This is a genomic window from Bradyrhizobium sp. USDA 4011 (genome assembly GCF_054063415.1).
In genome coordinates, this window is the sequence record NZ_JBSSGG010000001.1 from 4,571,890 (window position 1) to 4,598,251 (window position 26,362).

The window sequence follows — 26,362 nt, forward strand, 5'->3', positions numbered from 1 at the left end:
AGTTTGCCATGTTGGCTTTGGATGTCATGCGCACGTCGTTCGCGACGATCAAACCGGGCGCGCCATTGCTCGACGCCGTTCGTCTATTGCTGGAAACTGGCCAGCGCGGCTTGCCCGTGCTCGATGGCTCAGGGGCGCTGGTCGGTATTATCTCCGAGGGCGACTTTCTTCACCGTCGCGAACTCGGAGTGCATTGGCCAGAGGGCTTTTGGCTCGAATGGCTGCTGAGCAGAGAGGAGGGGCGGCTGGTCCGCGAGCGGACCCGGGCCCTCAGCGTCGACGCTGTGATGAGCCGCGAGCCGGTTTGCGTCGACGAACGCGCGACTGTGGATGAGATCGTCGCCGAAATGGACAATCACCAGATATCGCAAGTCATGGTTCTCCGAGATACGCGGGTCGTTGGCATCGTTGGCCGCGTGCAGCTGATCATCGCGCTTGAGCGAATACTCGCGCGATCCGAGGGCGACTGACGCGGAGACCGCGGCAGACAATTGTGGAGCGTGCGAGCGATTCGGGCGCATTTCTGGTCGAGCGCAGGAAGAGCGAGAAGTAGGGTGATCGCCGTGCCTTTCCATCAAGAATGCTACTGCTGAATTGACCTTGCTCAAGGTATCTATGCATCCGGTCTTGGATGCTAGGCATTAGGAGGTCCGCCATGACTGATCGAATGAAGTTGCCTGCCGTCGAGCAACCTGTGAAATATGGAGCAAATATTGGTTGCGAATGGTCGCGCGATCGCCGCCGGCTTCTGGATGCGTTGGAGGACGACGAAGTTCGTGAGGTCCTGAAGCACGATGCGGCGCTTGCTCCCTCCAAAGCAAAACGACAGGCCAGCGCATGATTGACGAAGGCGGTCCGCGATCAACCCGTCCGAGCTCGATCCCGAAGCCGCCCCACCGTGTCGACAAGGCCGCGGCACTCCCGAGTGATCAGCCCGAGGACGCCGAAGAGGGTACTCGCGCGTCCGGCGCTCTGCGCAGCATCCTGCAATCGCCAAGCTATCAGGAGGCGGATCAGGACGAAAATTTCCTGCAGAGCGAAGCCACACGCGGCATTCGCCTCCAACTTGATTTTCTCAAGGCCGAAACCTTGCTGCGAGAGCATCAGATCGCTCATACGATCGTCGTCTTTGGCAGCACTCGCATTTGCGAGGCGCCGGCGGCGCGCCGCGCCGTCGCCTCGATAGCTGATGCGCTGGCATTGAATCCCGACGACGACGGTTTGCAGCGTCGTCTCAAGGCGGCACGGCGTATTGCGGCGAACAGCAAGTATTACCGAATCGCGCGCGAATTTGGACAGCTCGTCGGTGCCGCAAGCGAAAAGGCCATCGGCGGGCGCCTCCTGATCATGACCGGTGGCGGCCCGGGCATCATGGAAGCAGCCAACAGGGGTGCGCACGACGTCGGGGCCCAGTCGATCGGACTGAACATCACCCTTCCAAAGGAGCAGGACCCTAACCCCTATGTCACGCCCGAGCTCTGCTTCAGGTTTCACTATTTTGCGATGCGAAAGTTGCATCTGTTGATGCGCGCGCGGGCGTTGGTGGCGTTCCCGGGTGGCTTTGGCACGATGGACGAGCTGTTCGAAGTGCTGTCGTTGGCGCAAACCCGCAAGATTGCGCCGGTGCCGGTCGTGCTGGTTGGCGAGTCGTATTGGCGTCGCGCGTTTGACCCGGACTTCCTTGTGGAGGAGGGTGTCATCGATCCGGAAGACAGGAACCTGTTTTGGTTTGCAGAGTCCGCCGAGGAAGCCTGGCGAGGCATTCTGCGGTGGTACGAGGCGGCCGGCCGGCCGCTTCTTCCGGTTGGAGACGACGCCTCACGCGGCAGGTCGATCAGTCAAGAGGTCGGATCGTGAAGTTATCCTTTCATGGCGCCGACCGGGCGGTGACCGGGTCCTGTCACCTGGTCGAATGCCTGAACCGACGCATTCTGATCGATTGCGGACTTTTTCAGGGAAGTCGCGACCTGGTAGAAGAGAACGTCGCCGCCTTCGAATTCGATCCCGCGACCATCGACTATATTCTGCTCACCCACGCTCATCTTGATCACTGCGGCAGGATTCCATTGCTCGCCAAGCGAGGGTTCAGGGGTGAGGTGATCACGACTGCGGCCAGTCGTGAACTGACCCGCCTCGTGCTGGTCGATGCCGCGCATCTTCAGGAGGAAGACGCGCAGCGGAGGGCCCGCCAGTGGCGCAGGCGTGGGGAAGAAGATAGGTCGTCGCCGCTCTACACCGTTGTCGATGTCCTCGATTGCTTCGATCGGTTTGGAAGGACGGCTGAATATGGACAGCCGCTGCAACTCGCGGAGGGACTCCGAGCGACCTTCTTCGATGCCGGCCATATCCTGGGCTCGGCGAGCATCCTGATCGAGGCCGCCGAGCACGGCCGCACGCGTTCGGTTCTGTTCTCGGGTGATCTCGGCAACGCCGGTCGTCCGCTGCTGCGGCTGCCGAGCCCTCCGGCTCGCGCCGACATTGTCGTCATGGAATCGACGTATGGAGACAGGCGTCATCGATCGCTGAAAGACTCCATCGAGGAGCTTTACGGCGCGATCGGCAGCACGCTGGCGCGCGGCGGCAACGTCATCATTCCGACCTTCGCGCTCGAGCGTGCCCAGGAGATCCTCTATGTGCTGCGCCAGGGGGTAGAGCGCAGCAGGCTGCCGCCGGCAATGCAAATCTTCCTGGACTCGCCGATGGCGATCTCGGCGACCGAGATATTCAAGCGGCATTCCGAATGCCTCAGCCTTGAGGCCGCTTCGATGTTTCGTGAAGGGCGGGATCCATTGCGCCCGGCAAACCTGCGTCTGGTCCGCGAGAGTGCCGATTCGGTTGCCATCAACAGGATAACCGGCGGTGCCGTCATCATGGCCGGGTCCGGGATGTGCACCGGCGGCAGAATTCGCCATCATCTTCGGCATAATATCTGGCGCAAGGAATCGGCGGTCGTATTCGTCGGATACGCCGCCTCGGGAACGATCGCGCGGCAGATCATCGATGGGGCCAAGTCGGTGCGGCTGTTCGGCGAAGACATTGCGGTTCGCAGCACGATTTACACGATCAACGGATTTTCAGCTCACGCCGACCAGGAGGAGTTGCTCGCATGGCGACGCGCGATCGAGGGATGCGAGGCAACGTTCCTGGTCCATGGCGAAGAGCCCGCAATGCAGGCACTCGCCGCGCTTTTGCAGGGCCAGCGGGTCGAGCTGCCGCGCCTGGGCGACGTGTTCGATCTCTAGGCGGCCTGCGAAAGCGAGTCGGACGATCCGGTCGTTTCAGCTCGCCGCCTTCATGTCCTCGGGAGATTCGACGTAGAAGCCGGTATAGGTATCCACGAAGCAGAGGTGATCATGTACCTGCTTGACGCCGGCGGTGCTCTCCGCGGCCACGATGGTTGCTTCGCGCGCATGGTCACTGGTGACGATGCCATGCAGATGGACAACGCCGTTGCGGACGGTCACCTCGAACCCGATAGGGCGCCAGCTCACGGCGTCGATCTGCCGGAGGATACGATCGCGGATATGATCGTCGTCTGCGGTCGGATCCGGAATCTCGTGCGCCAGACTGGCCACGGCCTGGAGCAGATTTGACCGGGTCACGATGCCGACAAGGTCCTTGCCGCGCATCACGGGCAGGCGCTTGATGCCCCTTTTCTCCATCAAGTGCACCAACTCCTCGAGCGGCGTTTGTTCTTCGACCGTGACCGGATCCAGCGTCATCACGTCCTCGATCTTGCGACCGCGCTCGTGGACGAAGTCCTCCGCTGCGCGGCCAGGTCCGACCAGGAACTGGAGAAAAGCCGAGCGCTTGCGCGCGGTTCCGATTTCGCGCCGGCGCATAAAGTCGCTTTCCGAGACAATTCCCGTCAACTTGCCCTTGTCGACGACCGGCAGGCCGCTGATATGGTTTTGAAGCATGATGTTGGCGGCCTCCTCGATCGAGGTCCGAGGCGTAACGGTGACGACATTCCTGGTCATGATCTGGTGGGCGCGCATAAATGCCTCCACTGAACCTGTCGGGTCAAAATAGGGGCTTTACGGCTCCCTGCTTTGACCTGGCTCAACCGGCTGCAACGGCGTTCGCCACGATCGATTCCGTCCGTCAGGAGGAGCTCGATGTTACCGCAGAGCGAAAGCGCAGCAGCGAGAGGAACAGGAACAGCGCCCCGATGCCTGCCACGGCGACGAACTGCGGCCAGACCACGTCCAGGCCCGCACCGCGATAGAGGATCGACTGGGCGAACGAGACGAAGTGGGTGGAAGGCGAAGCCTGCATGGCTGTGGCCAGGAACGGGGGCATGCTTTCGAGCGGCGTGGCGCTGCCTGACAGCAGGTTCATCGGAAGGGCCACCAGCATGTAGATCAGCCCCAGTTGGGGCATCGAACGCGCGATCGTTCCAAGAAACAGCCCGATAGCGGTTGCAAAGAAGAGGTAGAGAACTGCGCCGAACAGGAAGAGGGGGATCGAGCCGTTGATCGGTATTTGCAGGAGCATGCGGACGACCAGATACAGCGACAATCCGACGGCAACGGCGATGACGAGACCGTTCGCCCATATCTTGGACATGGCGATCTCGAATGGACTCAGCGGCATGACCAGGAGATGATCCATGGTGCCGTGTTCGCGCTCCCGTACCAGCGCTGCGCCTGCAAGGATGATCGCGAGCATGGTGACGTTGTTGATGATGCCCATCACGCTGGTGAACCACGAAGTGGTGACGTTCGGGTTGAACGCGATACGGACCACCAGGTTGACTGGTGACAGCGATGTATCCTGCTCTTTCGACACGAAATTCGCGATCTCGGTGCTGATGATCTGCTGCGCATAGCCGGCGCCCAATCCGGCCTGAACCATAGCAGTTGCGTCGACGTTGACCTGCAGGCCGGGCCGTCGGCCGGCCAGCACATCGCGCTCGAAGTTCGGCGGGATGTCCAGTGCGAAAGTAAAACGACCCTTGTTCATCAGAGGCTCGATCTCGGATTGCGAGATCGAGACGGGCGGCTTGAAATAGGGCAGCAGGAACGCGTGCGCGATCCGGCGCGATAACTCCGAATGATCTTCGTCAGCGATCGCGACCGAGGCGTGGTAGAGCTCCTGGGAATTGCTATGCGCCTGACTGATCACGGTAAGCGAGAACGAATAGACCACGAAGCCGAGCAGCACGAAGTCGCTAAAGAAGCTGCGCAGTTCCTTGGTGCCGAGCCAGAAGATGTTGGACAGCGAGCGCATGGTTCAGCGCTCCTGCTTCCGAAGGCAGAATAGGCTCGCCATGGTAAGCGCTGGAATGAACAGGGCGAGCGCCAGCATGCTCATCCAAAGATCGGGAAATCCAAGCCCTTTGGTGAAGGTGCCGACGCTGATCGGGTGGAAATAGGTCATCGGGAAGCACAGGCCCATGATTTGCGCCAAGCCGGACAGCGACGAAACAGGCACTCTCATGCCCGAAAACTCGCTGGCAGGCAGCGTGGTAAGGATCGCGGTGCCGAACAGGGCGGCAATCTGGGTCTTGCAGAAAGTCGAGATGAACATCCCGTAGCTTGTGGTGGTGAACACGTAGATCACGGTTCCGGCCATGAGCGCGAGGAGGCTGCCCTTCAGCGGCACCCCGAACAGAAACAGCGCCATCAGAAGCATGATCACGAAATTGACCAACGCCACGGCAACATAGGGAAGCTGCTTGCCGAGCAGGAATTCCAGTCGCGTCACCGGAGTCACATAGAGGTTTGTGATCGAGCCGAGCTCCTTTTCTCGCACCACGGCGAGCGCCATCAAGATCGCCGGAAATAGCGCCAGCATCATCGCGATCGTCGACGGCACCATGGCATAGACGCTGTCGAAGTCCTGATTGTATTTGAAGCGCACTTCGATATCGGCGGGCGTGGGAGCTGCGGGCTGCGTCGTCTTCACCATGGGGTCGGTAAGATAAAGCTGGTGCATACCTTGCAGGTAACCGCGGATCGTCTCCGCTCGAAATGGCATGGCGCCGTCGACCCACGCCGAGACCCATGCCGGTCGACCGCGCTTGATATCCATTCCAAAGCCCGGCGGAATTTCGATGCTGGCCCGAATGTCGCCGTTCTTCATCCGCTTCTCGAGTCCGGCATAGTCGGTCAGAGGTGCCTTCTCGACAAAATACGGCGAGCCTCTCAGCTCTTCGAGGTAGGCACGGCTCTCCGGCGTCTGATCGCGATCGAGCGCGGCGAACGTCAAATTGTTGACGTCGGTCGAGATGCCAAGGCCGAACACCACCATCAGGAATGCGGTGCCGAACAGCGCGAACGTCATTCGGATCGGGTCGCGGAGCAGTTCCAGGCCTTCGCGAATGGTATAGGCGAATAGCCGGCGCGAGCTGAACAGGGTACTCGCCGGCTTCTTCCGCTCCACCGGAGCATGGTCGCGCGGCAGCGTCCTCAAGCCAGGCGCAGCGCGGACCGCGGCCGCGTCCTCGAGGAAGCCGATGAACGCATCCTCAAGGCTGTTCGTGTTCTGTTGTCTGATCAGTCCCTCGGGGGTATCCGTCGCCAGCACGCGCCCGTCATGCATCAGCGACAGCCGGTCGCAGCGAGCGGCCTCGTTCATGAAATGCGTCGACACGAAGATGGTCATTCCCTGATTGCGCGACAGGTCGATCAGCAGGCGCCAGAACTGGTCCCGCGCGACCGGATCAACGCCTGAGGTCGGCTCGTCGAGAATGAGGAGTTCGGGTTGATGGACGATGGCGACGGCGAGCGACAATCGCTGGCGGATCCCGAGCGGCAGCGACGATGCGAGACTGTCGAGGTGATCGGCGAGGTCGCACGCGTCCACCAGCTCGGTGATCCGGCTTTCTGCGAATGCACGCGGCAAGTTGAACAGCCTGGCATGCAGGGAAAGGTTCTGCCGAATCGTGAGCTCACCGTAGAGGGAAAAGGACTGCGACATGTAGCCGACGTGCCGCCGCGCCTCGAGGTCCCCGGCCTGCAGGCTCCCGCCGAAGATGAGCGCCTCGCCGTCAGTGGGCGGGATGAGGCCCGTCAGCATCTTCATTGTGGTGGTCTTGCCTGAACCGTTCGAGCCGACGAAGCCGAATATCTCGCCTCGTCTGATCGAAAAGCTGACCCGGTCGACCGCGGTGAAATCACCGAAGCGGCAGGTCAGGTCCCGGGCAATGATAACGGGCGTACTGTCTGGTTCGAGCGCTGGCTGTCCAGCAGGCTCGGGGCGCCTGGCACGCGGCTGCTCGGGCAGCAGTGAGACAAAGGCGTCCTCGATCGAGGAGGTTCCGGTCTGGCGCTTCAGGTCGGACGGCGATCCGACCGCCAGCACAGAGCCCGCATTCATGGCGATCAGCCAGTCGAAGCGCTCTGCCTCCTCCATATAGGCCGTGGCCACGAGCACGCTCATCGTCGATGAGCTGCGTGTCCTCAGGCGATCGATCAGGTCCCAGAACTGGCGACGCGACAGGGGATCAACGCCCGTCGTCGGTTCATCCAGGATCAGCAAATCGGGATCGTGGATCAGTGCGCAGCAGAGCCCGAGCTTCTGCCGCATGCCGCCGGACAGCTTCCCAGCCGGGCGGCCGGCAAAATCGGCGAGCGCCGTGCTCTTCAACAGTTCGTCAATCCGCCAATTGCGCTCGTCCTGTGTCTGCCCGAACAGCCTCGCGAAGAACTCGATATTCTCGCGCACACTGAGATCGGGATAGAGGTTCTTGCCGAGCCCCTGGGGCATATAAGCTATGCGTGGGCACACCCGCGCGCGTGCCCGTGCGTCCGATACGTCAGCCTCCAGGATGGTTGCGCGGCCGCGCTGAATCTCGCGCGCGCCGGCCAGGATTGCGAGCAGCGACGATTTGCCGACACCGTCCGGACCGATCAGGCCAACGATGCACCCCGAGGGAATTTCGAGCGAAACGTTATCAAGCGCGGTCACCTTGCCGTAGCGGTGCGAGACGTTGGCAACGACCGCGACCGGACGCCTGACGGCGCTCATGGCGAACCTTGCAGATTTTTCGGCCAGGCCGCCGTCTGGTCCCAACGGATATACGCCATGCCTGGCAGCCCGCTTCGGATGGCATCGATGTGTGCGCGCAGTCGCTCTTCGTCGATGCGGGCCCGTATCCTGAACATCAACTTGTCGCGTTCGGTTTGGGTCTCGACTGTCTTTGGCGTAAACTGTGCCTGGCTTGCGACGAAGGAGACTTTCGCAGGGATTGGATGATCGGGATAGGCCTCGAGCACGATGCGTGCATCCGCCCCGATCTTGACCTTGCCGGCTTGCTGCGTCGGCAAGTAGATGTCCATGTAGACGTTGGTGAAGTCCAGCATGGTGAAGACCTTGCCGCCCGCTGGCAGGACCTCGCCGAGGTTCGCGAGTCGGTACTGGATGCGCCCCGTCTTCGGGGCGACCAGCGTATTGTCAGCGATCTCCACCCGGAAGTAGCCGGCATCATGCTCGACTGCATCAAGCGCGTGCTGTGTCTGCGCTATTCTCTCCTGCGCGACGTTCAGCCCGGCGATGGCCGCATCAAGCGCCTGCCTGCGCTGGTCGACGATCTCCTGCGTGGTCCAGCCGTGCTTAAGCAGGTTGCTGGCGCGGTCCATCTCCTGCTGGGCCAGAAGCTTCTGCGTCTGTTGTTGCGCGAGATTAGCCCGGGCTTCGTCTACGGCGTGCTGCGCCTGCCGGCCCTGTGCTTCGGATTTCGAGAGCGACTGCTGCAAATCGCGCGTATCCATTCGCGCTACCACCTGCCCCGGCTCGACCATGTCGCCGATATCGGCAAACAGCTCCGAGACCCTGCCGGCGTATTTGGTGGCGATATCGATTTCTTCCGCCTCGATACGCCCGTTGCCCAGGCTGATGCCGGCCGGCAGCGGAGGGTGCGTGAGGGCCCACCAATAATATCCGCCGCCACCGCCGATCAGCAGGATTGCAAGGAGTGGAATGGCAAGGGTCCATCTGCGTCGCTTGACTTCTGGCGGCGGTACGGTCGAGGGCAGTGTCGTGCGATTGACTACGGTCACCGCGTTCGGCTCGGGATGCCCGGTCGGCTGCGCCTTGTCCAGAACGCGGTCTTCCTGGTTGCTCATGATTTCGCGGCCTCCCCTAGTGCGACATCGGCATCGACACGGCCAACCGCATCGACGTAAGCTTCGTTGGATCATGCGAATGAAACGAGCGCGTCGATTGCGGCGCGTGGCGATCGTTTGGTCGAGCCAGATGATTCCTGAACATGATCCGCCTCATTGTCCCCATCAGACAATGAACGCGCGACCAAGGCGCTCGATGCAGTTGCACTGAGTATCGTCCTATTGACGTTGAGCGCGGCGTAGTGCCTGCAGTGCCAGTACCCTCAGTCGCTTCGTCGCGCTGCTCTCCGACACGTAAATGGCAACTGAAAGCGACGTGAACAGGAAAACCATCAAAAGGGCTTTTACCGTTTCACTGGTCATGCGAGAGCCTCCGGATGCGTGGCCTGAAGTTGAGCGCAATAGCAGCGGCATGTTGTTGCTCTGAATCAATAAAGCGACAACCGAAGCGCTTGATGCAGTCGCCCGCGAGGCGTGCAACGTCGCGTTCGGACTTCTTGACACGGATCAAACCTGAACAAGCGAGACAGTGGCAAAAAAAAGCTGCTGAATGAGCTTGGGAGAACGTGATGTTCTTGTACCTGCCGATTGTGATGCTGGCTGCGCTGCCCCTGACGAGTGCGGCAAGCGTGATCCCAAAACTCGACATCGCGCGCGAATGCCGGTCTGAAAGCGGACCGGACGTGTCTCTCGAGCGATGCGTGAAGGACGAGGAGCAGGCGCGGTCGCAGCTACAGTCCCAGTGGACGCAATTCGTGACCGCCGACAGGCGGGCTTGCGCGCGCGCGACAACCGCCGACGGTAGCGGTAGCTACGTTGAGCTGCTGATATGCTTGGAATTGGCGCGTGACGCCAAGGCCCGCCGCTAGCGGCCATCGACCGATAATACAGGCTCACAGGTCGAGCATTGTGACGCATCTGGCGTCGGCTCACGTCGGGATCGGGAAATCGCGATGCGACAGTGGTGGACCTTGGTCGCGGTAAGCGCGTGCTGCGGTGGCTTTCTTCACGCGCAATCCGATCTGGTATCTCGTGGCCGCGATTTCGCGGAACTTGTATGCAGCGCATGTCACGTCGTATCCGAAGACAGGCAGACACCGATCCTGCGCGACCCGGGTCCATCTTTCGTGCAGATCGCCAGGCGGGCATCCACGACCGACGGCGGTCTGCGTACCTATCTTGATACGAAGCATCCGGATATGGGGCCGTCCGGGCGCATGCCGAATCCACGCTTGGCGGATTATCAGATTGATGAGGTCGTCGCCTATATCCTCAGCCTGCGTGATCATTCCTGATCGCGGCGCGTAACGATGGTCGGAGGACCGCAGGAGATGAGCGAAAAGTCAACGACGCGGAAGCGGGTCTCATTGGCTTGCGATACCGGCGTTTGGCTGGTTCGGCATCTTCTTGATGCAGTGGTACTTGATTGCGCGCAACACCATCGAAACCAATCCCTACGGCAGGTTCGAGGAGCTTGTCGCACAGGGCGCAGTTGCCGGCGAAAGCCAAGGCCGTGTAACCGACGGACCGCCGGAGAACGATGATACCGGAAGCGATGGATAGGATCGCGGCGTATCCCGCGCGGACCGAGCCCGCTTTCAGTGAGCCTGCTTCTCCTCCATCTCCTGATCTTCAGGAGATTTCAGATAGTAGCCCGAGAAGCTATCACCCCAGCAGAGGTGATCATGCACCTCGAGGACTCCGGGCACGTTCTCAGCCGCGACGATCGCAGCCTTGCGAAATCTGCTTTCGGTAATCACGCCGTTCAAGTGGACAATACCGTTTCGGACGATGACGCTGAGTCCCAAGGGGCACCAGGCGTGCCCTTCGATCTCGTCCAGAATGCGCCGCCGGATCTGGTCGTCGTTCTCCGTCGGAGCGGATACATCGCGTGCAAGGCTCGCCACCGTTCGCAGCAAGTTGCTGCGGGTGATGATGCCGACAAGCTTGCCGCCGCGAACCACCGGCAGCCGCTTGACGTTGTTCTTCTCCATCAGTTCGACGACCGTTGTCAGCGGTGCATCCTCGGCCGCGGTGACCGGCGTGCGTGTCATGATCTCCGATACCTTGCGTCCATGCTCGAATACGTAGTCCTCTGCCCACTTTCCCGGTCCAAGGACGAAAGTCGCCAGCCAGTTGCGCTTCCTCTCGGTGCCGATCTCGCTGCGATGAAGGAAATCGCCTTCGGTGATAATGCCGACGAGCGTGCCGTCGCGATCGACCACGGGGAGCCCGCTGACACGGTGCTGAAGCATGATGTTTGCCGCGTCGAGGATCGTGCTGTCCGGCGTTGTCGAAAGCACCTTGCGAGCCATGATCTGGTGCGCATATATCCGAATATCTCCCATCGTTCTGGAACTTGGCAGCTTAGTGCCAGATGCGTGGGACGTGTTGATCTGACGCAAGCAGCAAACTGCACGCGGTTTGATCTGGCGCAATGTCACGCGGGATCGCTGCGCTAAAAAGTCCGCGTCCTTGCAGGCCGAACACGCATGTCCTTCAGAGAGGCCGGATCGTGTTGCCGGGCTGCGTTGGATGAGGGCGGCGTTCGCCGGTGCATCCCCGTCGGTAAGCCGCCCTTCGCCTGGACCGTTCCAGTATCAAAGATCGAGGGTCGCATGCAAAAGGATTATGCCGACGTCTGCAAGCACATCTCCAGCAATCTGGGCCAGCTGCGCAAGGGCATTCCTGAAACCATGCGCGCGTTCTCGGCCATGGCGCAGGCGGCCACCAGAAGTGGCGCGCTCGATGTCCGGACCAAGGAATTGATCGCGCTCGCATTGGGCGTTGCCGCTCATTGCGACGGCTGCATCGGCTTCCACGCCGAGACCCTGGTCAAGCTTGGGGTCGGCCGCAAGGAGGTCGAGGAGGCGCTCGCGATGGCGGTCTACATGGGCGGTGGACCGTCCTTGATGTACGCCGCTGACGCGATCGGGGCTTACGACCAGTTTCAGGAGCGCGCTGTGGTTGCCGAGCCGGCGATGGATTGATCCGATCGACGCCGCCCGCCGCGAGGCGGTTGGCGAACGACCGGATGGCACCGGAGTTGTCGTGCTTCGACAGCTGGGAGATTTGTATGATGTGCTCTGGATATGCCAAGCAGCCGCCGTCGCAGCAAGGCGGTACCGAAGCGCAGTTGCCACGTCAGGCGGCGAAGAATGCCGCTGAGGTCGCGCAGAAGAAGCCGCGTGCCGGAAAGCCTCAGGACGACGCTTCATACTGGGCGTCCCGCGCCGAGCGGACGAAGCGCCAGGCTGCACGACATCAGGACCAGGCGACTCGCGATCACTTCATGAAGATTGCGGCCGGATATGAGGCGCTCGCGCGCTCGGCTCGCAGCGTCGGGCGGGATCCAGATTAGGCAGGCGACCGACGAATAGTTAAGGGGTCGAGGCAGGCTTGACCTGGCTCAACGTTGGCAGCGACGCCACGCCCAACAATAGACGATCATTTCACCTTGGTGGAGCAGGCACATGTATTTGGCCAATGTCATGGTTTACGTTGACCCTCAGCAGCAGGACGAGGGACAGGTTCGTGTCGCCGAAGGCATTGCGGACAAGCTTCATGCATCGATGATCGGCGTTTCAGCGTCAGCCATCGATCCGCCCCTTGTCGCCGAGGGCGTGATCATCGAGCAGACTACCGAGGATGATATCAAGCGGATGCGGGCCGATCTCGCGGCGAAGGGCGATTGGTTCAGGAAGATCGTCGGGCGGGAGCGCCATAAAGTGGAATGGCGATGGGCGCTGGAATCCCCGACTGCATTCCTGGCGGAGCAGGCCAGGGTGGCAGATCTGGTTGTCTTCAAGCGCCGGAAAGGCCAGTCCGACAATTTCCATTACCTCGACTCGGCCGAGGCCATCCTGCGGATGGGACGTCCCACGCTGTCGGTGCCGGAAGGCGTGACCGGCTTGTCGGCCGACCGCATTGTCGTCGGCTGGAAGGACACCCGCGAGGCCCGCCTGGCGGTCCGCGACGCATTACCCTTCCTGACCCGGGCTTCGAAGGTGACTGTCGCCGAAATCTGCACGTCTGACGAGCAGGACGCAGCGAACCGCCGCTTGCGAGATGTCGCGAGCTATCTCGAACAGCACAGCGTAAATTGCCAGTTCGACGTTCGCGTCCACACGGCCGAGCCGGACGCAGAGTACCTTGTCAGGCTGGCAAGGAACGAAGGCGCCGACCTCATCGTCACCGGGGGCTACGGGCATAGCCGGCTCGGTGAATGGATGTTCGGCGGCATGACGCGCGGCTTGCTGCAGCACGCCCCAATCTGCCTGCTGATGTCGCATTAGACCGGCTGTGTCCCCCCGGGGCCTGGCGCTGGTTGGTCTGCACCGTGTGAATTGATCACGATCAAGGGCCGTGAGCCGGAATGCGTTCAAAATTGAACTGTATCAGAGGAGGCACATTGCCATGACACGCAACGTCGGACTCATTGATCAGTACGCCCGGATCATCATCGGCTTGGCTGTAATCGCATATACGCTGAGGGACGGCTCGCTTGGAGCAGGATGGCTGGTTGCCGGGACACTCGGATTCGTTCTGATCGCGACAGCATTCTTCTCGTACTGTCCGCTCTACACGTTGCTGGGAATCAACACTCGGCAGAAGTCCAGTTCGGTCTAGAGATAGCGTATGAATAAAGACCTGACCCTTGCTGAGTTGCGCTCGCGACTCGATCGTCTCGGCGTTGGCGCTGTTTTAAGAATCTCCGATCATGATTATGAGCGGTTGTTTGGGATCAACGAGGTCGCTGCCGCCAAGGCCGCACAATTTGCCAGGAAGCACCATTGCGTGAGCGTTCCGGGAGACGGCTCGGTGTACTTCCGAAAATCGAACCCCGACGCGTATCGTTCGGTCGAGTTGGTGCAGGACGCGCCCCCAACGTCACGCTGAATCCGAAATCCATTCAACGAACCTTCAGTCGAGAGTGATGATGGTTAGGAGCAGCCGGAAGATCTCCCAGCCGGCGCCAACCAGCAATGCGCCGACGATCATCAGACGGCCGTACCATGAGACGGTCGGACCGTTCCGAGGAGGCCGGCGTCGCATCGGTTGGTCGAGCGTTGGCGCCGGCGCCGAGGTTGCGACGGCGTGAGCATCGCTATCGCTCGCGTCGCCCGGTCTCTGCTCATTCCGTTGCCGCGATCGATCCATTTGTGGTCAAAGCCATGCATCGTATAATACAATGATCGCATTCGGGGGACGAAAGGCCTTGATGCGGATCAACTCCGGTCACGCGGTCCCGCTAATGTGTGGCGTCTGCGGATCATCCATTCACCGCGGCATCGCTAGCAGGATGCTGTGGCCGTAGCGCATCGCGATTTCTCTCACGTGCAGCGACTGGGAGAGCGAGATGCTTTCCAGCCTCGGCCGTGGCGAGGTAGCTGATCGTTATCAAAGCTATCGCACCCAGCAGCACAGGCGGCAGGCCGGCGAAACCGAACAAGGAACCGGCCGGTCCCAGCGCCAGGAAAATGCCGCAAGCAAGCGCGCCCAGCGAGCCCAACGCCAGGATGCGATGCGGTCGGCTGGCGCGCCATGGCGGCCGCCGCGTGCGGATCAGAAAAATCACGAGGATCTGGGTAGCAATGGATTCCAGGAACCAGCCGGTTTGGAATGCGGCCGCATCGGTGTGGAAGACCTTCAGGAGAATGGTGAAAGTCGCAACGTCGAACAGCGATGAAATCGAGCCCATGACGAACGTGAACCGCAGGATATCCGCCATATTCCATGATTGGGGTCTCTCGGCATCCTCCTCGTCGATTTCATCGAATGGAATACCGATCTCGGAGAGATCGTAGAGCAGGTTGTTCAGGAGGATCTGCAGTGGCAACAGCGGCAGGAACGGCAGGGCAATGGATGCCAGGGCCATGGATAGCATGTTGCCGAAATTCGAGCTGGTTCCCATGCGGACATATTTGGAGATGTTTGCGAACGTTCGCCGTCCCTCGATCACGCCCGCACCCAGCACCGAGAGGTCAGGGGCCAGCAGGATCATGTCTGCGGCGGCGCGTGCCACCTCGGTCGCGCCGGCGACGGAAATTCCGACATGGGCGGCGTGAATCGCCGGAGCGTCGTTGACGCCGTCGCCCATGAAGCCGACGACGTGACCGCGTTGACGCAAGGCCCGGATAATCCGTCTCTTCTGCTCGGGATCGATCCTGGCAAACAAGTCGACATCCTCGATCTGCGCGGCGAGCGCCTGATCGCTCAAATCGGCGATCTCGCCGCCGGTCAGGATGCGACCGGAGGGGAGACCGACGGCATCCGCGACATGCGCGACCACCGCAGCGTGGTCGCCGGAGAGCACCTTGATGCCGACGCCGCGCGCCTTCAGATCCCGGACCGAGTCGGCCGCATCGCGCTTGGGAGGGTCCGCGAAGGCACAGAAACCGACCACCGTAAGGACAGATTCATCCTCGGTCGTGACATTGACCCGGTCCGGCGCCATGCTTCGGATAGCGACGCCGAGCAGCCGAAAGCCCTGCCGGGCATGGTCATCCTCCAGACGAACGAGCTGAGTACGGTGGCTATCATCCAGCGGTCGGGCCAAGCCATCGACCTCGACCGCGACCGCGCGGGCCATGATCGCTTCCGGCGCGCCCTTGACGATCAGAAATCGGTCGTTGTCTCGCGCCGCAAGGACCGAGAGGCAGCGCCGCTCGTAGTCAAAGGGAATCTCGGCGAGCCGGGTCCAGGCGCTGCTTCCCGGCGGGCTGTCTGCGGCAAGTAACGCCTCATCGAGCGGGCTGTGGATGCCGGTTTGGAAAGCGCTGTTCAATCGGGCCAGCTCGAGCACCCGATCGCTGGGGCGTCCCGCAGGATCGAGATGTGCCGCGAGCGTGATCTTGGCTTCCGTCAGCGTACCGGTCTTGTCGACGCATAGCGTGTCCATCGCACCGAGATCGTGGATTGCGGACAGCCTCTTGACGATCACCTGGCGCTTCGCCATCCGCTGCGCTCCGCGCGCCAATGTCACCGTCATCACCATCGGCAAGAGCTCGGGTGTCAGGCCGACAGCCAGCGCGACGGAAAAAAGGAACGATTCCATGGCTGGCCGATGTGCCATGAGATGGGCGAGCAGCACGAACAGCGTCAAAAAAAGCGTCAGCTTGAGAATGAGCAGGCCAAGCTTCTGGACGCCTTGCTCGAGGGCGCTTGGGGGATCGTTCGCCAACAGCTCGGCGCTGATCATGCCGAAGCGCGTACGACGCCCGGTCTCGACGACCAGCATGACCCCGCTGCCGCCGACGACGCTGGTGCCGGCGAACAGGGCATTGCTCGCTTCCGCGGGCAGACTGGTGGCGCATGGCTCGGTCGTCTTGGCGGCCGGAAACGGTTCACCCGTCATGAGGGCCTCGTTCAGCTGGAAATCGCGGGCCATAAGCGCGACCCCGTCGGCCGGCACGAGGTCGCCGGTCCGCAGCTCAACGACGTCTCCAGGCACGAGCTCGCTCACCGGCAGCGCGACGATTGCGCCATCGCGAATGACATCGGCCTGAATCGCGACCGAGCGCCGCAAGGCATCGGCGGCGATTTCCGCGCGATGTTCCTGCAAGATGTCCAGCGTCAGCGACAGGCCTACCACAAGCGTAATGATCACAAAGCTCGCGAGGTCGCCGCTGAACCCCGACACCGCTGCCGCCGCGATCAGGATGGCGATCAGCGGGTTGACCAGACGATGTACGATCTTCTGCAGGATTGATCGCGTTTGCGATGGCTCTGCGAGGTTCGGGCCGATCCGGGCGAGCCGCTTCTCGGCCTCCCGTTGGCGCAAACCGCAACGTTGAGTGTCGAGACTACGCAAGAGCGAACTGGTTGGCTGGCGCCAGAACGCTTCAGTGGCTGGGCCATACACAGACGGCTTGAGCGGCATGAGAGTCTCGCGCTGCTGGAAGGATTGGCAACGAAACCTAGTGCGGCCGTTTGGGTCCGGGGTTGACGTGGCTCAAGCCGCCCGGGCTAAGACCCATTGCCAGCAATCCATTGGTGCCGAGGTCTGACAGCGCCGCTCGCGGCTTGATGATCCCGGAGTGGCTTGTTGTTGCTGGCCTGTTTCCGACCGCAATGGCTTGAGCTGCTTGGGAGGGCGGTCTCGGTAGGGTAGATTTGCTGACGCTTGGCCGCACCGTAGTTCCACGGTATACATAGCAACGTATATTGTTATGCCCGCACCAGTCCGACAAAATCGTTTCTTGGCTCCTATGTAAGGGGAATGAGCCATGGCTGATTTCATCTTCAGGGCGAACATCGCGCACTACAAGGAGCTGCTGGCCACAGAGACTGACGCACGGAAGATCGAAATGCTTCATAAGTTGCTGGCTGAGGAAGAAGCCAAGCTAGCCGAGTGGCGCAAGCAAAACCCAAGCCCAAAGGCCGCAGAATAAGGTCCGTGTCACGATCATGGGCACGGCACGACCGAGGATCCGCAATCCGGATTGATGCAGATCAAGTCCGACGCCTCAGCAATCCGCTTTGCTTGGGTCGCGCAGATCCCCCAACTGCGCACAGCAGCCCACTGAAGCTGTCGGCTGGCGCAAGCTGGCAGCTTCTTTGGGGACGCTGTTCCATCGGAGACCTGTAGATCCTGATGAGAACCTACTATTTCGACACGAAGGATGGTGTCCCGGTCCGGGATCGCATCGGACTTGAATTCGCGAACGCCGCTGCCGCGATCACGCACGGCAAGCAAATGGCGGGCAGGATTCGCCGCGAGAATCCCTCTGGCGACGTCGATCGTCACGTGGTGGTCATCGACGAGTCGGGCGAGGAAATTCACCGGGAGGCGATCTATCCTGCCTGAAGACGGAGTTGGCGCCTAAACTGGGACGCCCAGGCGCCATTGGCACGATCGTCGGGCCTCTCCCCAAGCCTACAAGGGCTGATCGTCTTCGGTCGAAGGCTCTTCCTCCAACGAGACAAAGTCGCCACCGCCATAGTCCTCCTCCGGCGGCGGGTAGGTGATCTTCACCAATTGGTCGTCGACCCGCTTCACGCCCGCAATGTTCTCCACTGCAACCGTCGTGGCCTTGCGCGCATTGTCGTTCCGGATGTTGCCGCGCAAGCTGACGACCCCGTCACGCACGCTCACGTTCAGCGCAGCGGGTCGCCAGGGCGCATGCGCCAGTGCCGCAATGACGGATGCGCAAATCTGGTCGTCGTTGCCGGAAGAGGAGGATAGGTCGAGGCGAAGGTTTGCGATGGCGGTCATGAAATCCGTACGTGTGACCATCCCGACCAGCTTCTTATCGCGGATGACCGGAAATCGCGTGACGCCGTGCGATTCCATGAGTTGCACGACCTGCTCGAGCGGGGTGTCCTCCTCGATAGTGATCGGGTTGGGTGACATGATCTGATTGACCTTGCGGCCGTATTGACGGGTGAAGTCGAGCGCGACCTGGCTCGTGCCTGCGAGCATCGCAAGCCAGCGGCCGCGGTGCTTCTCCGTTCCAACTTCCACGCGGCGGATGAAATCGCCGTCCGACAAAATTCCGACAAGTGCTCCATCCCGATCGACGACCGGAAGGCCACTGATGTGATAGGATAGCATTGTCTTGATGGCATCGATCACCGATGCATCGGCATCGATTGTGATGACGTTCCGTGACATGATCTCCCGTACGCGCACGCCTAGATCCTCCGACATGAGCTGATATGCTAGCTCCTGGAAGGAACAATGTGTGTTGATCCTCATCAACCGGACAGCCGTGTAATAGCGCTGATATGTTCGGTATTGGGCAGGCAACCGAGTTGGGCAAGCCGCCCACAGTTGGTAACGGTCGATGCTCTCTGATTGTTCGACCGGCCGCCTGACCGGCCGGAATGTTCACCGGAATCACGCACCCCTGACGGTTCATCCGGGGAACGACGACGGCGTGCCCTTGGACCGCGATCTCCGGCTTGACGTGTGCCGAGGTCTTGCTCTCTGGTGCATCTTCCTCGATCACGTTCCCAATAATATCTTCAGCTGGTTGACCCTGCGCCACTATGGCTTCAGCGATGCGACCGAAGTCTTTATGTTCGTGTCCGGCGTGACCTGTGCGCTGAGCTACAGCGATGTCCGCCGTCGTGATGGGTGGGCTTCAGTCTTCGCGCATACGCTGCTGCGAAGCTGGGAGATCTACGCGGCCTTCCTCATCCTGACCGTAGCGCTTGCCGTGGTCGTGTATGGCTCGGGTAGCGACCAACTGGCGGACCAAGCCAACGTGAAGATCCTGCTGCAAAAGCCGGGTGCAGCGCTGGCCCATGCCGCCATCCTGATGTATCGCCCCGTGAATACGGATGTCCTGCCGACCTTCGTGCTGTTTCATCTATCGTTTGCACCTGTCCTCTGGGGAATATTGAAGTTTCCGAATGCGTCCCTGCTGATCTCCGCCTTCATCTATGCGCTGGTCCAATTTTACGACTGGAACTTGCCGGAGTGGCCGGTCAATCAGTGGTACTTCAACCCGCTTGCCTGGCAGTTCCTCGTCGTTCTTGGGGCGTGGTGGGCGATTCGGGGCTACCGAATATTCGGGCGGGAAATCGTGTCGTGGCCCGTCGTTGTAACTGCGATAGCGTATCTCGGCCTTAGCCTCGTGATCACATTGAGCTGGGAGATCGAGCCACTGGCGGCCGCGATCCCGAGCTACATTGCGCGGGTGATCTATCCAATCGACAAGACGGATCTGGACCCGCTGCGGCTCCTGCATTTCCTGGCGATCGCGGTCGTCGTGGCGAGGTTTGTGCCGCCGAATTGGCAGAGATTTACCAGGGGCGGCCTGAAGGGCGCAATTCGTTGCGGCGAGCGTTCGCTCGAAACCTATTGTGCGGCCGTCGTGCTATCCCTGCTGGCGGGTTGCTATCTCACCGAAGTGTCCAACGGCATTGCGTCGCAGTTCGTGGTAAGCGCTGCAGGGATCGCGGTGCTCGTTCTGCTCGCGACATGCATGACCTGGATCAGCAAACGAAGCAGGCAACATCCAAAGTTGCTCTAAGGGGGCGCCCCAAGCCATGGTCGCAACCTAGACCGCTTGGCTATGCCGAGCCGCGGCGCGACCAAGGTGAGCGTCGAACGCCGAGGCGACGCTTCGGGCCAGGAATTCCGCGTCATCGTTAATCGAGAGGCGATCACCCTTCATCGTCACGGCACCGTCCGCGATCAGCCTGTCGAGCCTGGAACGATCGACGACGGCCGAACCAGGATCCCAGCGGTGTCGGCGGCACATTCCCGGCAGGTCCACGGCCATGTCGCACATGATGCGCTCGATGATGTCGGCACGGAAACGGTCCTCCGCGGTCAGCATGTAGCCCTTGACGGTGGCAAGCCGGTCCTCGGCGATGCGCGCAAGGTAGTCGCGTGTCGAGACTGCATTCTGCACGAAGCCTTGCGGCATGCGGCCGATTGCGCTGGCCCCCAGACCGATCAGGGTCTCGGCAGAATCGTCCGTATAGCCTTGGAAGTTACGCCGCAGCCGGCCCTGGCGCTTTGCCATGGCCAGATTATCGCCAGGGAGCGCGAAATGGTCGAGGCCGATACGAATGTATCCGGCATCGGTCAGCGCCTGCGCGATTGCTTCGGACTGACGATGCCGGTCGAGACTATCCGGCAGCGACGCTTCGTCGATCATGCGCTGGTGCTTCTTGAAGGAGGGAATATGGGCATATCCGAACACGGAAAATCGGTCGGGCCGCAGCGCGACGCATTTGCCGACGGTATCCAGGCAGGACGCGACAGTCTGAGAGGGCAGGCCGTAGAGCAGGTCGAAGTTGATGCGACCGACGCCAGCACGGCGCAGCCGCTCGACCGCTTCCGCGGTCTGCTCAAGGGTCTGCGAACGATTGATGGCGTGCTGAACGACAGGATCGAAGCTCTGAACGCCAAGGCTCGCGCGGTTGACGCCACTGTAGCCCAATGCCTCCGCCATCGGCTCGGTCAGGGTGCGGGGATCGATTTCGACGGCGACCTCGGCGTCGGGCTGCACGAAGAACGAGTAGCGTAGCGCGCTGACGAGATCGGCGAAGGTTTCGGGCGTCATGATCGTCGGGGTGCCGCCACCGAAATGGATGTGGGAGACGGGCAATCGCTGACCGACCGCTTCCGCAACGAGGTACGCTTCGGTACGAAGGCCGGCGGTGTAAATGGCGACCGGTTCGTCACGCTGGGTGATGGAGGTGTGGCACCCGCAGTACCAGCACATCGACCGGCAAAACGGCACATGCAGGTAGATCGACGCCGGCCGGCGAGTTGAAACCGACCTGAGCCATGTCCGGTAATCAGCCTCACAAACCTCCGCGGTAAAATGCGGAGCCGTGGGATAGCTGGTGTAGCGCGGCAGCCTGTCCTGCCCATAGGTGATCGCCAAGTTCGACCGCATTCGATTCCTTGCCTCTCACTCGCCGCCGGCTCTCGGAGCCTGGCGCGCCTTTCTCACGCCGCCATGATCCGGTTCGACATCGCACAGTTGCGCAGTTCCACCCGGCGCGAGGTCGGAAGCGAGATCACGCCGTTCTGCTCAAGCTGGGTAAAGGTGCGTGACACCGTTTCGATCGTCAGGCCGAGATAGTCCGCGATATCCTGGCGCGACATCGGAAGCTCGATGGCGGCATTCTTGAAGGCGCGGCGCGCCATGTCATGAAGGAAGCCGACGACACGATCTTCGGCGCTGCAGATCAGGAGCATCAGATGCTCCTGGAACCGGCGCAGCTCTTGGGCCGTCGCGTCCCACAGCTGCCGTGCCAGATCCTTTTCGTGGCCGGCACGGACCATGAGCGCGGCGCGCTTGACCACGATGACCCGGGCCTCGGAGACGGCCTCGGCCGAGGAGATATGGGTCTCGCCGGCCTCGAAGCCGAAGATATCTCCGGGCAGATAAAAAGCGCCGATCTGGCGACGCCCGTCTTCCAGAATTCTGTAGGTTCGGACGGCGCCGGAGACGACCTGGTAGAGGTATTCCGCGGCCTCATCCTCGCCGTAAATCTCGCTGTTGCGTGCGAACCGCATCGGCGTTCCAATCATGCCGAAGGGCCCTTCAACGCGCGCCTGTCGGTTGAGGATGCTGGTCGGGTGACGGCTGTTCTCGAGAGAAATGGCGTTCTGGGTCTGCATGGCGATGCTCCATGGATGGGAAGATCGATGGAGCCAGGTTGATCGCATCTCACGGATTGGGAAATTTGGATATTTCCCCTAAGTAGAAGCCACTTACGTATTTGTACGTAGGTCCAGGGGATAGAGGGACAGACGGTGGCCGCGCGCCGAGACATCAGTGTCTCGGCGCGCGGGACGAAAAGCGAGGCTAGGTCCCGTTCTTATCGGGATAGGCAGCGCGTGTGGTGGCTCGATTCTCATCCTGTTCCCGACGCCAGCGCGTCGTGCTGCGATCGGTCAAGGCGAGCGCGAGCGCAAAGATCGAGAAGATGAGACAGACGGCTGTGACGACGAGTAGTGTACTCATTGCCATGTTGAGCTCCTCGATCTGATCAGCCGGCCGCCTTGATGTCTTCCGGCGATTCCACATAGTAGCCGGAATAACCGTCGACGAAGCAGAGGTGATCATGGACCTCCTTGACGCCCGAGGTGTTCTCGGCGAGCACGATCGCGGCCTGGCGCGCGCGGTCATCGAAGATCAGGCCGTGCAGATGCACGACGCCGTTGCGGACCCAGACCTGGAAGCCGGCGGGACGCCAGCCGGTGGCGTTGATTTCGCGCAGGATCCGTTCACGGATATGGCTGTCGTCGGCGGTCGGGTCGGGAACCTCGCGCGCCAGCGATGCGACGGCCTGCAGGATGTCCGCCCGGGTGACGATCCCGACCATGGTCTTGCCGTTCACGACCGGCACCCGCTTCACGCCATGCTTCTGCATCAGATGCACGATCTCGTCGAGCGGCGTCTGCTCCTCGACGGTGATCGGGTTCGCGGTCATGACATCCTCGACCTTGCGACCGCGCTCGTGCACGAAATCGGTCGCGGCACGACCCACGCCGGTGAACAGTTCCAGCCATGCTGAGCGCTTGTGGCCCGTGCCGATCTCGCCGCGCTGCAGGAAATCTCCCTCGGACACCATGCCCCTGAGCGTGCCGTCTTCGTCCATCACCGGCAGACCGCTGAGGTGACATCGCAGCATGATGTTGGCCGCATCCAGGATCTTCGTGTGCGGACTGACGGCGATGATATGCTTGGTCATGATCTGATGCGCACGCATGTCGGACCTCCGTGTTGAGAAAAATACAATAAAGCGCCGTGCCCTCCGCACATTGACCTGGCTCAACGGTCTGCTTGCCCGCGCTCCAGTGATTTCAAGAACAGAATGAAGTCGCCCACCTGGTCCGCCTCGAAGCTGAACTGGGGCATGGTCGGATGGCCGGTGACGATTCCTTCCGCCAGCGATTCCTGCAGCATCTCGACCGGATAGCGTTCGTGCAATGTCCGGAACGGAGGTGCTATCCTCAGCGGGCTCGGGCTCACCTTGTCGATTGCATGGCAGCGGGCGCAGTAGAGCTGCGCAAGGCGACGGCCTTGCGCCTGGTCCGCAGCAGCTGGAGTCAGTGCGGCGCAGATCGCGCCGATGATGGCGAATCCGCGGGCCACATGCCTTGGAAATGTTCCGGCAGGATACTTCACAATTCGCCTCGCTTAGTGAGACATCAGGACCGGAACGGTCATCGCGCGCAGCATGTCGCGCGTGACGCCGCCGAGCAGAGTTTCCTGCAGACGGGAGTGGCCGTACCCACCCATCACCAGAAGATCCAGGCTCTCATCCGCCGCGATCGACAGCAGGATCGACTGAACCTCCGACTTGGACGCCGGCAACGATGTGATCTTGGCCGGAAGACCGGCCTTGGCAAGATATCGCACCAGATGGTCGGCGGAGCTCTCCGCAGGGATAGGGTCAGGGCCATCGATGGTGATGATGGCAAGGGCGTCGGCAGCGCGCAGCAGCGGCATCGCATCATGCAGCGCGCGGGCGGCAAGCCGGCTGCCGTCCCAGCAGATCCCGATCCGCTTCGCTGAAAATGCGCCGTGGAACGTGTAGGGCATGAACAGGACGGGACCGCCGGCCTGGAACAAAAGCTCACGTGGGATCACATTGTCATAGCTGTTGTAGTCGCCCAGCGGCTGGGCGACCACGGTGAGGTCGTGCAGACGCGCGTTCGCGCAGATGATCTCGCGCGCATCGATCGGAAGCGCACCCACGGCGCGGGTCGCGTAGGATATCCCTGCATTCCGTGCCTCGATGTCGAAGACGCGCAGCGCCGCCTCGGCGCGTTCGAGAGCCTGATCGTGCTCGGCCTCGAACAGGGAGGCGACCGCCACCCCTCCTTCGGCGACCAGCGGTACGCTGGCAGTCTCGTAGCCGATCGCCATTGCGTCGAGATGCGCGCCGATGCCGAGCGCGAGCGAAACCGATCCGTCGACCGCGGGACGTGGCGACAGCTCCGTCGGAATGTGGACCAGGATGTTCTTGAACATGGGCCGTTCTCCAAAGGGGGGTGGAAGAGCATGTGTCATTAAAGCACCGGTCGAGGTGGGCCGATTTGATCTGCCTCATGCGCGTTCGTGGATTCTGATTGAGCGAGATCAATTCATCGAGCGTGTATTTCGCGCAAATGTTGCGCCGAGCTTGGAGGAGCGGGCATGGCGCGCGTCGCATTGGTTACGGGTGGAAGCAGGGGAATCGGCGCGGCGATTTCGCGCGCCCTCGCAGCTGCTGGATATCGGGTTGCGGCCTGCTATGCCGGAAATGGGGACGCTGCGCGCCGATTTGGCGAGCAGACCGGAATTCGCACCTTCCGGTGGGATGTTGCCGACTTCGATGCCTGCGCAGCTGGTGTCCGCGAGGTCGAAGCCGCGCTCGGTCCGATCGACATCCTGGTCAACAATGCCGGCATCGTGCGCGACGCCGCGCTGCACCGCATGACGAAGCCGCAATGGGACGCGGTGCTCCGAACTGATCTGGATTCGCTGTTCAACATGTGCAGGCCGCTGATCGAGGGCATGCGGGCGCGCAAGTTCGGAAGGATCATCAACATTTCGTCCATCAACGGGCAGAAGGGCCAGATCGGCCAGACCAATTATGCCGCGGCGAAGGCCGCCGAGCTCGGCTTCACCCGCGCGCTCGCGCTCGAAAGCGCGCGGTTTGGGATTACGGTCAATGCGATCTGCCCGGGTTACATCAATACCGAGATGCTGGCCGCGGTGCCGACTGAAGTCATGCAGAACTCAATTCTGCCGCAGATCCCGGTTGGGCGGCTGGGGCAGCCGGAAGAAATTGCCCGTGCCGTCGCATTTCTTGCCGCCGACGAAGCAGGGTTCATCACCGGGTCGACGCTGTCGATCAACGGCGGCCAGCACATGTGCTGAATGGGAGAATGACCATGCTTGCAACCGATGTGATGCGCAGTTCATTCGCGACGATCAAGCCGACCGCCACGGTGCTCAACGCCGTCGACCTGCTGCTTGAGACCGATCAGCGCGGCCTGCCGGTGATCGACGATGCTGGAGCTCTCATTGGCATGGTTTCGGAGGGCGATTTCCTTCACCGTGACGAGCTTGGCGTCAGCCCACCATCCGGAAACTGGCTGGAGTCGCTGCTCGGCATTGCAGAGAACACGCCCGAACGCGAACGCATGCGCACCTTGCGGGTCGGTTCGCTCATGAGCTCTTCTCCGATCACCGTCGATGTCGAGGCCTCGATCGAGGACGTCGTCGCGCAGATGGATATCTACGATGTTGCCCAGGTTCCCGTGGTCTGTGCCGGTGCCGTCGTCGGCATTGTTAGCCGCAGGGAACTGCTTGCAGCATTGGCGCAACGATTGAGAGAAGCAGAGAAAGCAAGCACCGGAGTCACTTCATGAGCGAGATCGCCTTGCAAACACATGCGCATGTCGTCGTTTGGATCGATCACCTTGTCGCGAAGGTTTTCGGCATTGGATTGACAGGCGTCAGCGCCGCGGCCGTTCATGCGCATTTGCCCTCGCAGCATCTGCATCACAAGGCGAATACCATCGGTGACGGCCGCGTCCAGGCCGACGCGACATTCCTCGCCCGGGTAGGGGAGGCTGTGGGCGGTTGCAGCGATCTGATCGTCATCGGACCAGGCACCGAGAAGACCGAGCTGATGCAGTATCTCAGAACGGCAAGGCCCGACCTCAATGTGCATGTTGAGCCGAGCGATCATCCGACGGACGGCGAGATCGTGGCATTGGGCCGGAAACGGTTCCGTTTCGAATAGGCAGGGACGTCTGGCGTCGGAGCAGGCGCCGAACGCGAACACAAGTAAGGGCCGAGCTCATCCCGCTCGAGCAA

At 61.5% G+C, this 26,362-nt stretch carries 30 protein-coding genes; 17 read left to right on the forward strand and 13 right to left on the reverse strand.

The window, feature by feature from the left end:
- Window positions 1–8: 8 nt before the first annotated feature.
- The 4 genes from ACVW1C_RS21415 (at window position 9) to ACVW1C_RS21430 (ending at window position 3,242) form a co-directional block, all read left to right on the forward strand.
- Window positions 9–470: a CBS domain-containing protein gene (locus ACVW1C_RS21415; protein ID WP_456760105.1), complete on the forward strand. Its 462-nt coding sequence runs from the start codon at window positions 9–11 to the stop codon at window positions 468–470.
- Window positions 471–655: 185 nt separating this feature from the next.
- Complete coding sequence (locus ACVW1C_RS21420; RefSeq protein ID WP_456760106.1) at window positions 656–841, forward strand: hypothetical protein; 186 nt, start codon at window positions 656–658, stop codon at window positions 839–841.
- Complete coding sequence (locus ACVW1C_RS21425) at window positions 838–1,857, forward strand: LOG family protein (protein ID WP_456760107.1); 1,020 nt, start codon at window positions 838–840, stop codon at window positions 1,855–1,857. The genes ACVW1C_RS21420 and ACVW1C_RS21425 overlap by 4 nt, the downstream gene beginning before the upstream one ends.
- Window positions 1,858–1,886: 29 nt before the next feature.
- On the forward strand, window positions 1,887–3,242 hold the full coding sequence (locus ACVW1C_RS21430) for an MBL fold metallo-hydrolase RNA specificity domain-containing protein (protein ID WP_456763134.1): 1,356 nt from the start codon (window positions 1,887–1,889) through the stop codon (window positions 3,240–3,242).
- A gap of 36 nt (window positions 3,243–3,278) precedes the next feature.
- On the opposite strand, the gene ACVW1C_RS21435 is transcribed toward ACVW1C_RS21430, so the two are convergent.
- The 5 genes from ACVW1C_RS21435 to ACVW1C_RS21455 form a co-directional block, all read right to left on the reverse strand.
- Window positions 3,279–3,998 carry a CBS domain-containing protein gene (locus tag ACVW1C_RS21435; protein ID WP_456760108.1) on the reverse strand — a complete coding sequence of 240 codons (720 nt, stop codon included), beginning with the start codon at window positions 3,996–3,998 and terminating at the stop codon, window positions 3,279–3,281.
- Window positions 3,999–4,104: 106 nt separating this feature from the next.
- A complete protein-coding gene (locus ACVW1C_RS21440) occupies window positions 4,105–5,232 on the reverse strand; it encodes an ABC transporter permease (protein ID WP_456760109.1) in 1,128 nt (375 codons plus the stop codon).
- A 3-nt stretch (window positions 5,233–5,235) separates the two neighbouring features.
- Entirely contained in the window at window positions 5,236–7,974 is a 2,739-nt protein-coding gene (gene rbbA / locus ACVW1C_RS21445) for a ribosome-associated ATPase/putative transporter RbbA (RefSeq protein WP_456760110.1), read from the reverse strand.
- Window positions 7,971–9,071: an HlyD family secretion protein gene (locus ACVW1C_RS21450; protein WP_456760111.1), complete on the reverse strand. Its 1,101-nt coding sequence runs from the start codon at window positions 9,069–9,071 to the stop codon at window positions 7,971–7,973. Before ACVW1C_RS21450 ends, rbbA begins: the two co-directional genes overlap by 4 nt.
- Before the next feature lie 219 nt (window positions 9,072–9,290).
- Complete coding sequence (locus ACVW1C_RS21455) at window positions 9,291–9,434, reverse strand: hypothetical protein (protein ID WP_456760112.1); 144 nt, start codon at window positions 9,432–9,434, stop codon at window positions 9,291–9,293.
- A gap of 206 nt (window positions 9,435–9,640) precedes the next feature.
- Here ACVW1C_RS21455 and ACVW1C_RS21460 point away from each other — a divergent pair, with 206 nt between their 5' ends.
- Complete coding sequence (locus ACVW1C_RS21460) at window positions 9,641–9,940, forward strand: hypothetical protein (protein ID WP_456760113.1); 300 nt, start codon at window positions 9,641–9,643, stop codon at window positions 9,938–9,940.
- Window positions 9,941–10,024: 84 nt separating this feature from the next.
- Window positions 10,025–10,366, forward strand: a complete 342-nt coding sequence (locus tag ACVW1C_RS21465) for a c-type cytochrome (RefSeq protein ID WP_456760114.1) — start codon at window positions 10,025–10,027, stop codon at window positions 10,364–10,366.
- Window positions 10,367–10,669: 303 nt separating this feature from the next.
- Here ACVW1C_RS21465 and ACVW1C_RS21470 read toward each other — a convergent pair whose 3' ends face one another.
- Window positions 10,670–11,404 carry a CBS domain-containing protein gene (locus tag ACVW1C_RS21470; RefSeq protein ID WP_456763135.1) on the reverse strand — a complete coding sequence of 245 codons (735 nt, stop codon included), beginning with the start codon at window positions 11,402–11,404 and terminating at the stop codon, window positions 10,670–10,672.
- 285 nt (window positions 11,405–11,689) lie between these two features.
- Here ACVW1C_RS21470 and ACVW1C_RS21475 point away from each other — a divergent pair, with 285 nt between their 5' ends.
- From ACVW1C_RS21475 to ACVW1C_RS21495, 5 genes are all read left to right on the forward strand, one after another.
- Complete coding sequence (locus ACVW1C_RS21475; RefSeq protein ID WP_456760115.1) at window positions 11,690–12,061, forward strand: carboxymuconolactone decarboxylase family protein; 372 nt, start codon at window positions 11,690–11,692, stop codon at window positions 12,059–12,061.
- 86 nt (window positions 12,062–12,147) lie between these two features.
- Window positions 12,148–12,432 carry a hypothetical protein gene (locus tag ACVW1C_RS21480; RefSeq protein WP_456760116.1) on the forward strand — a complete coding sequence of 95 codons (285 nt, stop codon included), beginning with the start codon at window positions 12,148–12,150 and terminating at the stop codon, window positions 12,430–12,432.
- Window positions 12,433–12,544: 112 nt separating this feature from the next.
- On the forward strand, window positions 12,545–13,366 hold the full coding sequence (locus tag ACVW1C_RS21485; RefSeq protein WP_456760117.1) for a universal stress protein: 822 nt from the start codon (window positions 12,545–12,547) through the stop codon (window positions 13,364–13,366).
- Window positions 13,367–13,487: 121 nt separating this feature from the next.
- Complete coding sequence (locus tag ACVW1C_RS21490) at window positions 13,488–13,700, forward strand: YgaP family membrane protein (protein WP_210285273.1); 213 nt, start codon at window positions 13,488–13,490, stop codon at window positions 13,698–13,700.
- A gap of 9 nt (window positions 13,701–13,709) precedes the next feature.
- Complete coding sequence (locus ACVW1C_RS21495) at window positions 13,710–13,970, forward strand: hypothetical protein (protein WP_456760118.1); 261 nt, start codon at window positions 13,710–13,712, stop codon at window positions 13,968–13,970.
- A 373-nt stretch (window positions 13,971–14,343) separates the two neighbouring features.
- On the opposite strand, the gene mgtA is transcribed toward ACVW1C_RS21495, so the two are convergent.
- On the reverse strand, window positions 14,344–16,953 hold the full coding sequence (gene mgtA, locus ACVW1C_RS21500) for a magnesium-translocating P-type ATPase (protein WP_456760119.1): 2,610 nt from the start codon (window positions 16,951–16,953) through the stop codon (window positions 14,344–14,346).
- Window positions 16,954–17,299: 346 nt separating this feature from the next.
- Here mgtA and ACVW1C_RS21505 point away from each other — a divergent pair, with 346 nt between their 5' ends.
- Together ACVW1C_RS21505 and ACVW1C_RS21510 are read left to right on the forward strand one after the other, a co-directional pair.
- Complete coding sequence (locus ACVW1C_RS21505) at window positions 17,300–17,464, forward strand: hypothetical protein (RefSeq protein WP_456659333.1); 165 nt, start codon at window positions 17,300–17,302, stop codon at window positions 17,462–17,464.
- Window positions 17,465–17,667: 203 nt separating this feature from the next.
- The gene (locus ACVW1C_RS21510) at window positions 17,668–17,880 is read left to right on the forward strand and encodes a DUF6894 family protein (RefSeq protein ID WP_176533379.1); all 213 of its coding nucleotides are present in this window, start codon (window positions 17,668–17,670) and stop codon (window positions 17,878–17,880) included.
- Window positions 17,881–17,949: 69 nt separating this feature from the next.
- On the opposite strand, the gene ACVW1C_RS21515 is transcribed toward ACVW1C_RS21510, so the two are convergent.
- Window positions 17,950–18,771, reverse strand: a complete 822-nt coding sequence (locus ACVW1C_RS21515; RefSeq protein WP_456760120.1) for a CBS domain-containing protein — start codon at window positions 18,769–18,771, stop codon at window positions 17,950–17,952.
- Between the two features lie 88 nt (window positions 18,772–18,859).
- On the opposite strand from ACVW1C_RS21515, the gene ACVW1C_RS21520 reads away from it, so the two are divergent.
- Window positions 18,860–20,053 carry an OpgC domain-containing protein gene (locus tag ACVW1C_RS21520; RefSeq protein ID WP_456760121.1) on the forward strand — a complete coding sequence of 398 codons (1,194 nt, stop codon included), beginning with the start codon at window positions 18,860–18,862 and terminating at the stop codon, window positions 20,051–20,053.
- A gap of 27 nt (window positions 20,054–20,080) precedes the next feature.
- Here ACVW1C_RS21520 and hemN read toward each other — a convergent pair whose 3' ends face one another.
- The 5 genes from hemN to ACVW1C_RS21545 form a co-directional block, all read right to left on the reverse strand.
- Complete coding sequence (gene hemN, locus ACVW1C_RS21525) at window positions 20,081–21,433, reverse strand: oxygen-independent coproporphyrinogen III oxidase (RefSeq protein WP_456760122.1); 1,353 nt, start codon at window positions 21,431–21,433, stop codon at window positions 20,081–20,083.
- A 53-nt stretch (window positions 21,434–21,486) separates the two neighbouring features.
- Entirely contained in the window at window positions 21,487–22,164 is a 678-nt protein-coding gene (locus ACVW1C_RS21530; RefSeq protein ID WP_456760123.1) for a helix-turn-helix domain-containing protein, read from the reverse strand.
- A 371-nt stretch (window positions 22,165–22,535) separates the two neighbouring features.
- Window positions 22,536–23,258, reverse strand: a complete 723-nt coding sequence (locus ACVW1C_RS21535) for a CBS domain-containing protein (protein WP_456760124.1) — start codon at window positions 23,256–23,258, stop codon at window positions 22,536–22,538.
- Between the two features lie 62 nt (window positions 23,259–23,320).
- Entirely contained in the window at window positions 23,321–23,644 is a 324-nt protein-coding gene (locus ACVW1C_RS21540) for a c-type cytochrome (protein ID WP_173640686.1), read from the reverse strand.
- Between the two features lie 45 nt (window positions 23,645–23,689).
- On the reverse strand, window positions 23,690–24,526 hold the full coding sequence (locus ACVW1C_RS21545) for a universal stress protein (RefSeq protein WP_456718757.1): 837 nt from the start codon (window positions 24,524–24,526) through the stop codon (window positions 23,690–23,692).
- Window positions 24,527–24,691: 165 nt separating this feature from the next.
- On the opposite strand from ACVW1C_RS21545, the gene phbB reads away from it, so the two are divergent.
- The 3 genes from phbB to ACVW1C_RS21560 are packed head-to-tail and all read left to right on the forward strand — an operon-like array spanning window position 24,692 to window position 26,288.
- Window positions 24,692–25,417, forward strand: coding sequence for an acetoacetyl-CoA reductase (gene phbB / locus ACVW1C_RS21550; protein ID WP_456760125.1), 726 nt, complete (start codon window positions 24,692–24,694; stop codon window positions 25,415–25,417).
- A 14-nt stretch (window positions 25,418–25,431) separates the two neighbouring features.
- Entirely contained in the window at window positions 25,432–25,911 is a 480-nt protein-coding gene (locus ACVW1C_RS21555; RefSeq protein ID WP_456760126.1) for a CBS domain-containing protein, read from the forward strand.
- Window positions 25,908–26,288 carry a hypothetical protein gene (locus ACVW1C_RS21560; RefSeq protein WP_456760127.1) on the forward strand — a complete coding sequence of 127 codons (381 nt, stop codon included), beginning with the start codon at window positions 25,908–25,910 and terminating at the stop codon, window positions 26,286–26,288. Before ACVW1C_RS21555 ends, ACVW1C_RS21560 begins: the two co-directional genes overlap by 4 nt.
- Window positions 26,289–26,362 lie beyond the last annotated feature (74 nt).

Bases quoted from the DNA above. Each gene is read 5' to 3' on its own strand.
- ACVW1C_RS21555 (WP_456760126.1), top strand. From the start codon at position 25,432: ATGCTTGCAACCGATGTGATGCGCAGTTCATTCGCGACGATCAAGCCG.
- mgtA (WP_456760119.1), bottom strand. From the start codon at position 16,953: ATGCCGCTCAAGCCGTCTGTGTATGGCCCAGCCACTGAAGCGTTCTGG.
- rbbA (WP_456760110.1), bottom strand. From the start codon at position 7,974: ATGAGCGCCGTCAGGCGTCCGGTCGCGGTCGTTGCCAACGTCTCGCAC.
- ACVW1C_RS21535 (WP_456760124.1), bottom strand. From the start codon at position 23,258: ATGCGTGCGCATCAGATCATGACCAAGCATATCATCGCCGTCAGTCCG.
- ACVW1C_RS21530 (WP_456760123.1), bottom strand. From the start codon at position 22,164: ATGCAGACCCAGAACGCCATTTCTCTCGAGAACAGCCGTCACCCGACC.
- ACVW1C_RS21440 (WP_456760109.1), bottom strand. From the start codon at position 5,232: ATGCGCTCGCTGTCCAACATCTTCTGGCTCGGCACCAAGGAACTGCGC.
- ACVW1C_RS21560 (WP_456760127.1), top strand. From the start codon at position 25,908: ATGAGCGAGATCGCCTTGCAAACACATGCGCATGTCGTCGTTTGGATC.
- ACVW1C_RS21485 (WP_456760117.1), top strand. From the start codon at position 12,545: ATGTATTTGGCCAATGTCATGGTTTACGTTGACCCTCAGCAGCAGGAC.
- ACVW1C_RS21505 (WP_456659333.1), top strand. From the start codon at position 17,300: ATGGCTGATTTCATCTTCAGGGCGAACATCGCGCACTACAAGGAGCTG.
- ACVW1C_RS21495 (WP_456760118.1), top strand. From the start codon at position 13,710: ATGAATAAAGACCTGACCCTTGCTGAGTTGCGCTCGCGACTCGATCGT.
- ACVW1C_RS21475 (WP_456760115.1), top strand. From the start codon at position 11,690: ATGCAAAAGGATTATGCCGACGTCTGCAAGCACATCTCCAGCAATCTG.
- ACVW1C_RS21520 (WP_456760121.1), top strand. From the start codon at position 18,860: ATGCTCTCTGATTGTTCGACCGGCCGCCTGACCGGCCGGAATGTTCAC.
- ACVW1C_RS21435 (WP_456760108.1), bottom strand. From the start codon at position 3,998: ATGCGCGCCCACCAGATCATGACCAGGAATGTCGTCACCGTTACGCCT.
- ACVW1C_RS21450 (WP_456760111.1), bottom strand. From the start codon at position 9,071: ATGAGCAACCAGGAAGACCGCGTTCTGGACAAGGCGCAGCCGACCGGG.
- ACVW1C_RS21490 (WP_210285273.1), top strand. From the start codon at position 13,488: ATGACACGCAACGTCGGACTCATTGATCAGTACGCCCGGATCATCATC.
- ACVW1C_RS21510 (WP_176533379.1), top strand. From the start codon at position 17,668: ATGAGAACCTACTATTTCGACACGAAGGATGGTGTCCCGGTCCGGGAT.
- phbB (WP_456760125.1), top strand. From the start codon at position 24,692: ATGGCGCGCGTCGCATTGGTTACGGGTGGAAGCAGGGGAATCGGCGCG.
- ACVW1C_RS21455 (WP_456760112.1), bottom strand. From the start codon at position 9,434: ATGACCAGTGAAACGGTAAAAGCCCTTTTGATGGTTTTCCTGTTCACG.
- ACVW1C_RS21465 (WP_456760114.1), top strand. From the start codon at position 10,025: ATGCGACAGTGGTGGACCTTGGTCGCGGTAAGCGCGTGCTGCGGTGGC.
- ACVW1C_RS21515 (WP_456760120.1), bottom strand. From the start codon at position 18,771: ATGAGGATCAACACACATTGTTCCTTCCAGGAGCTAGCATATCAGCTC.
- ACVW1C_RS21415 (WP_456760105.1), top strand. From the start codon at position 9: ATGTTGGCTTTGGATGTCATGCGCACGTCGTTCGCGACGATCAAACCG.
- ACVW1C_RS21480 (WP_456760116.1), top strand. From the start codon at position 12,148: ATGATGTGCTCTGGATATGCCAAGCAGCCGCCGTCGCAGCAAGGCGGT.
- ACVW1C_RS21420 (WP_456760106.1), top strand. From the start codon at position 656: ATGACTGATCGAATGAAGTTGCCTGCCGTCGAGCAACCTGTGAAATAT.
- ACVW1C_RS21545 (WP_456718757.1), bottom strand. From the start codon at position 24,526: ATGTTCAAGAACATCCTGGTCCACATTCCGACGGAGCTGTCGCCACGT.
- hemN (WP_456760122.1), bottom strand. From the start codon at position 21,433: ATGCGGTCGAACTTGGCGATCACCTATGGGCAGGACAGGCTGCCGCGC.
- ACVW1C_RS21460 (WP_456760113.1), top strand. From the start codon at position 9,641: ATGTTCTTGTACCTGCCGATTGTGATGCTGGCTGCGCTGCCCCTGACG.
- ACVW1C_RS21425 (WP_456760107.1), top strand. From the start codon at position 838: ATGATTGACGAAGGCGGTCCGCGATCAACCCGTCCGAGCTCGATCCCG.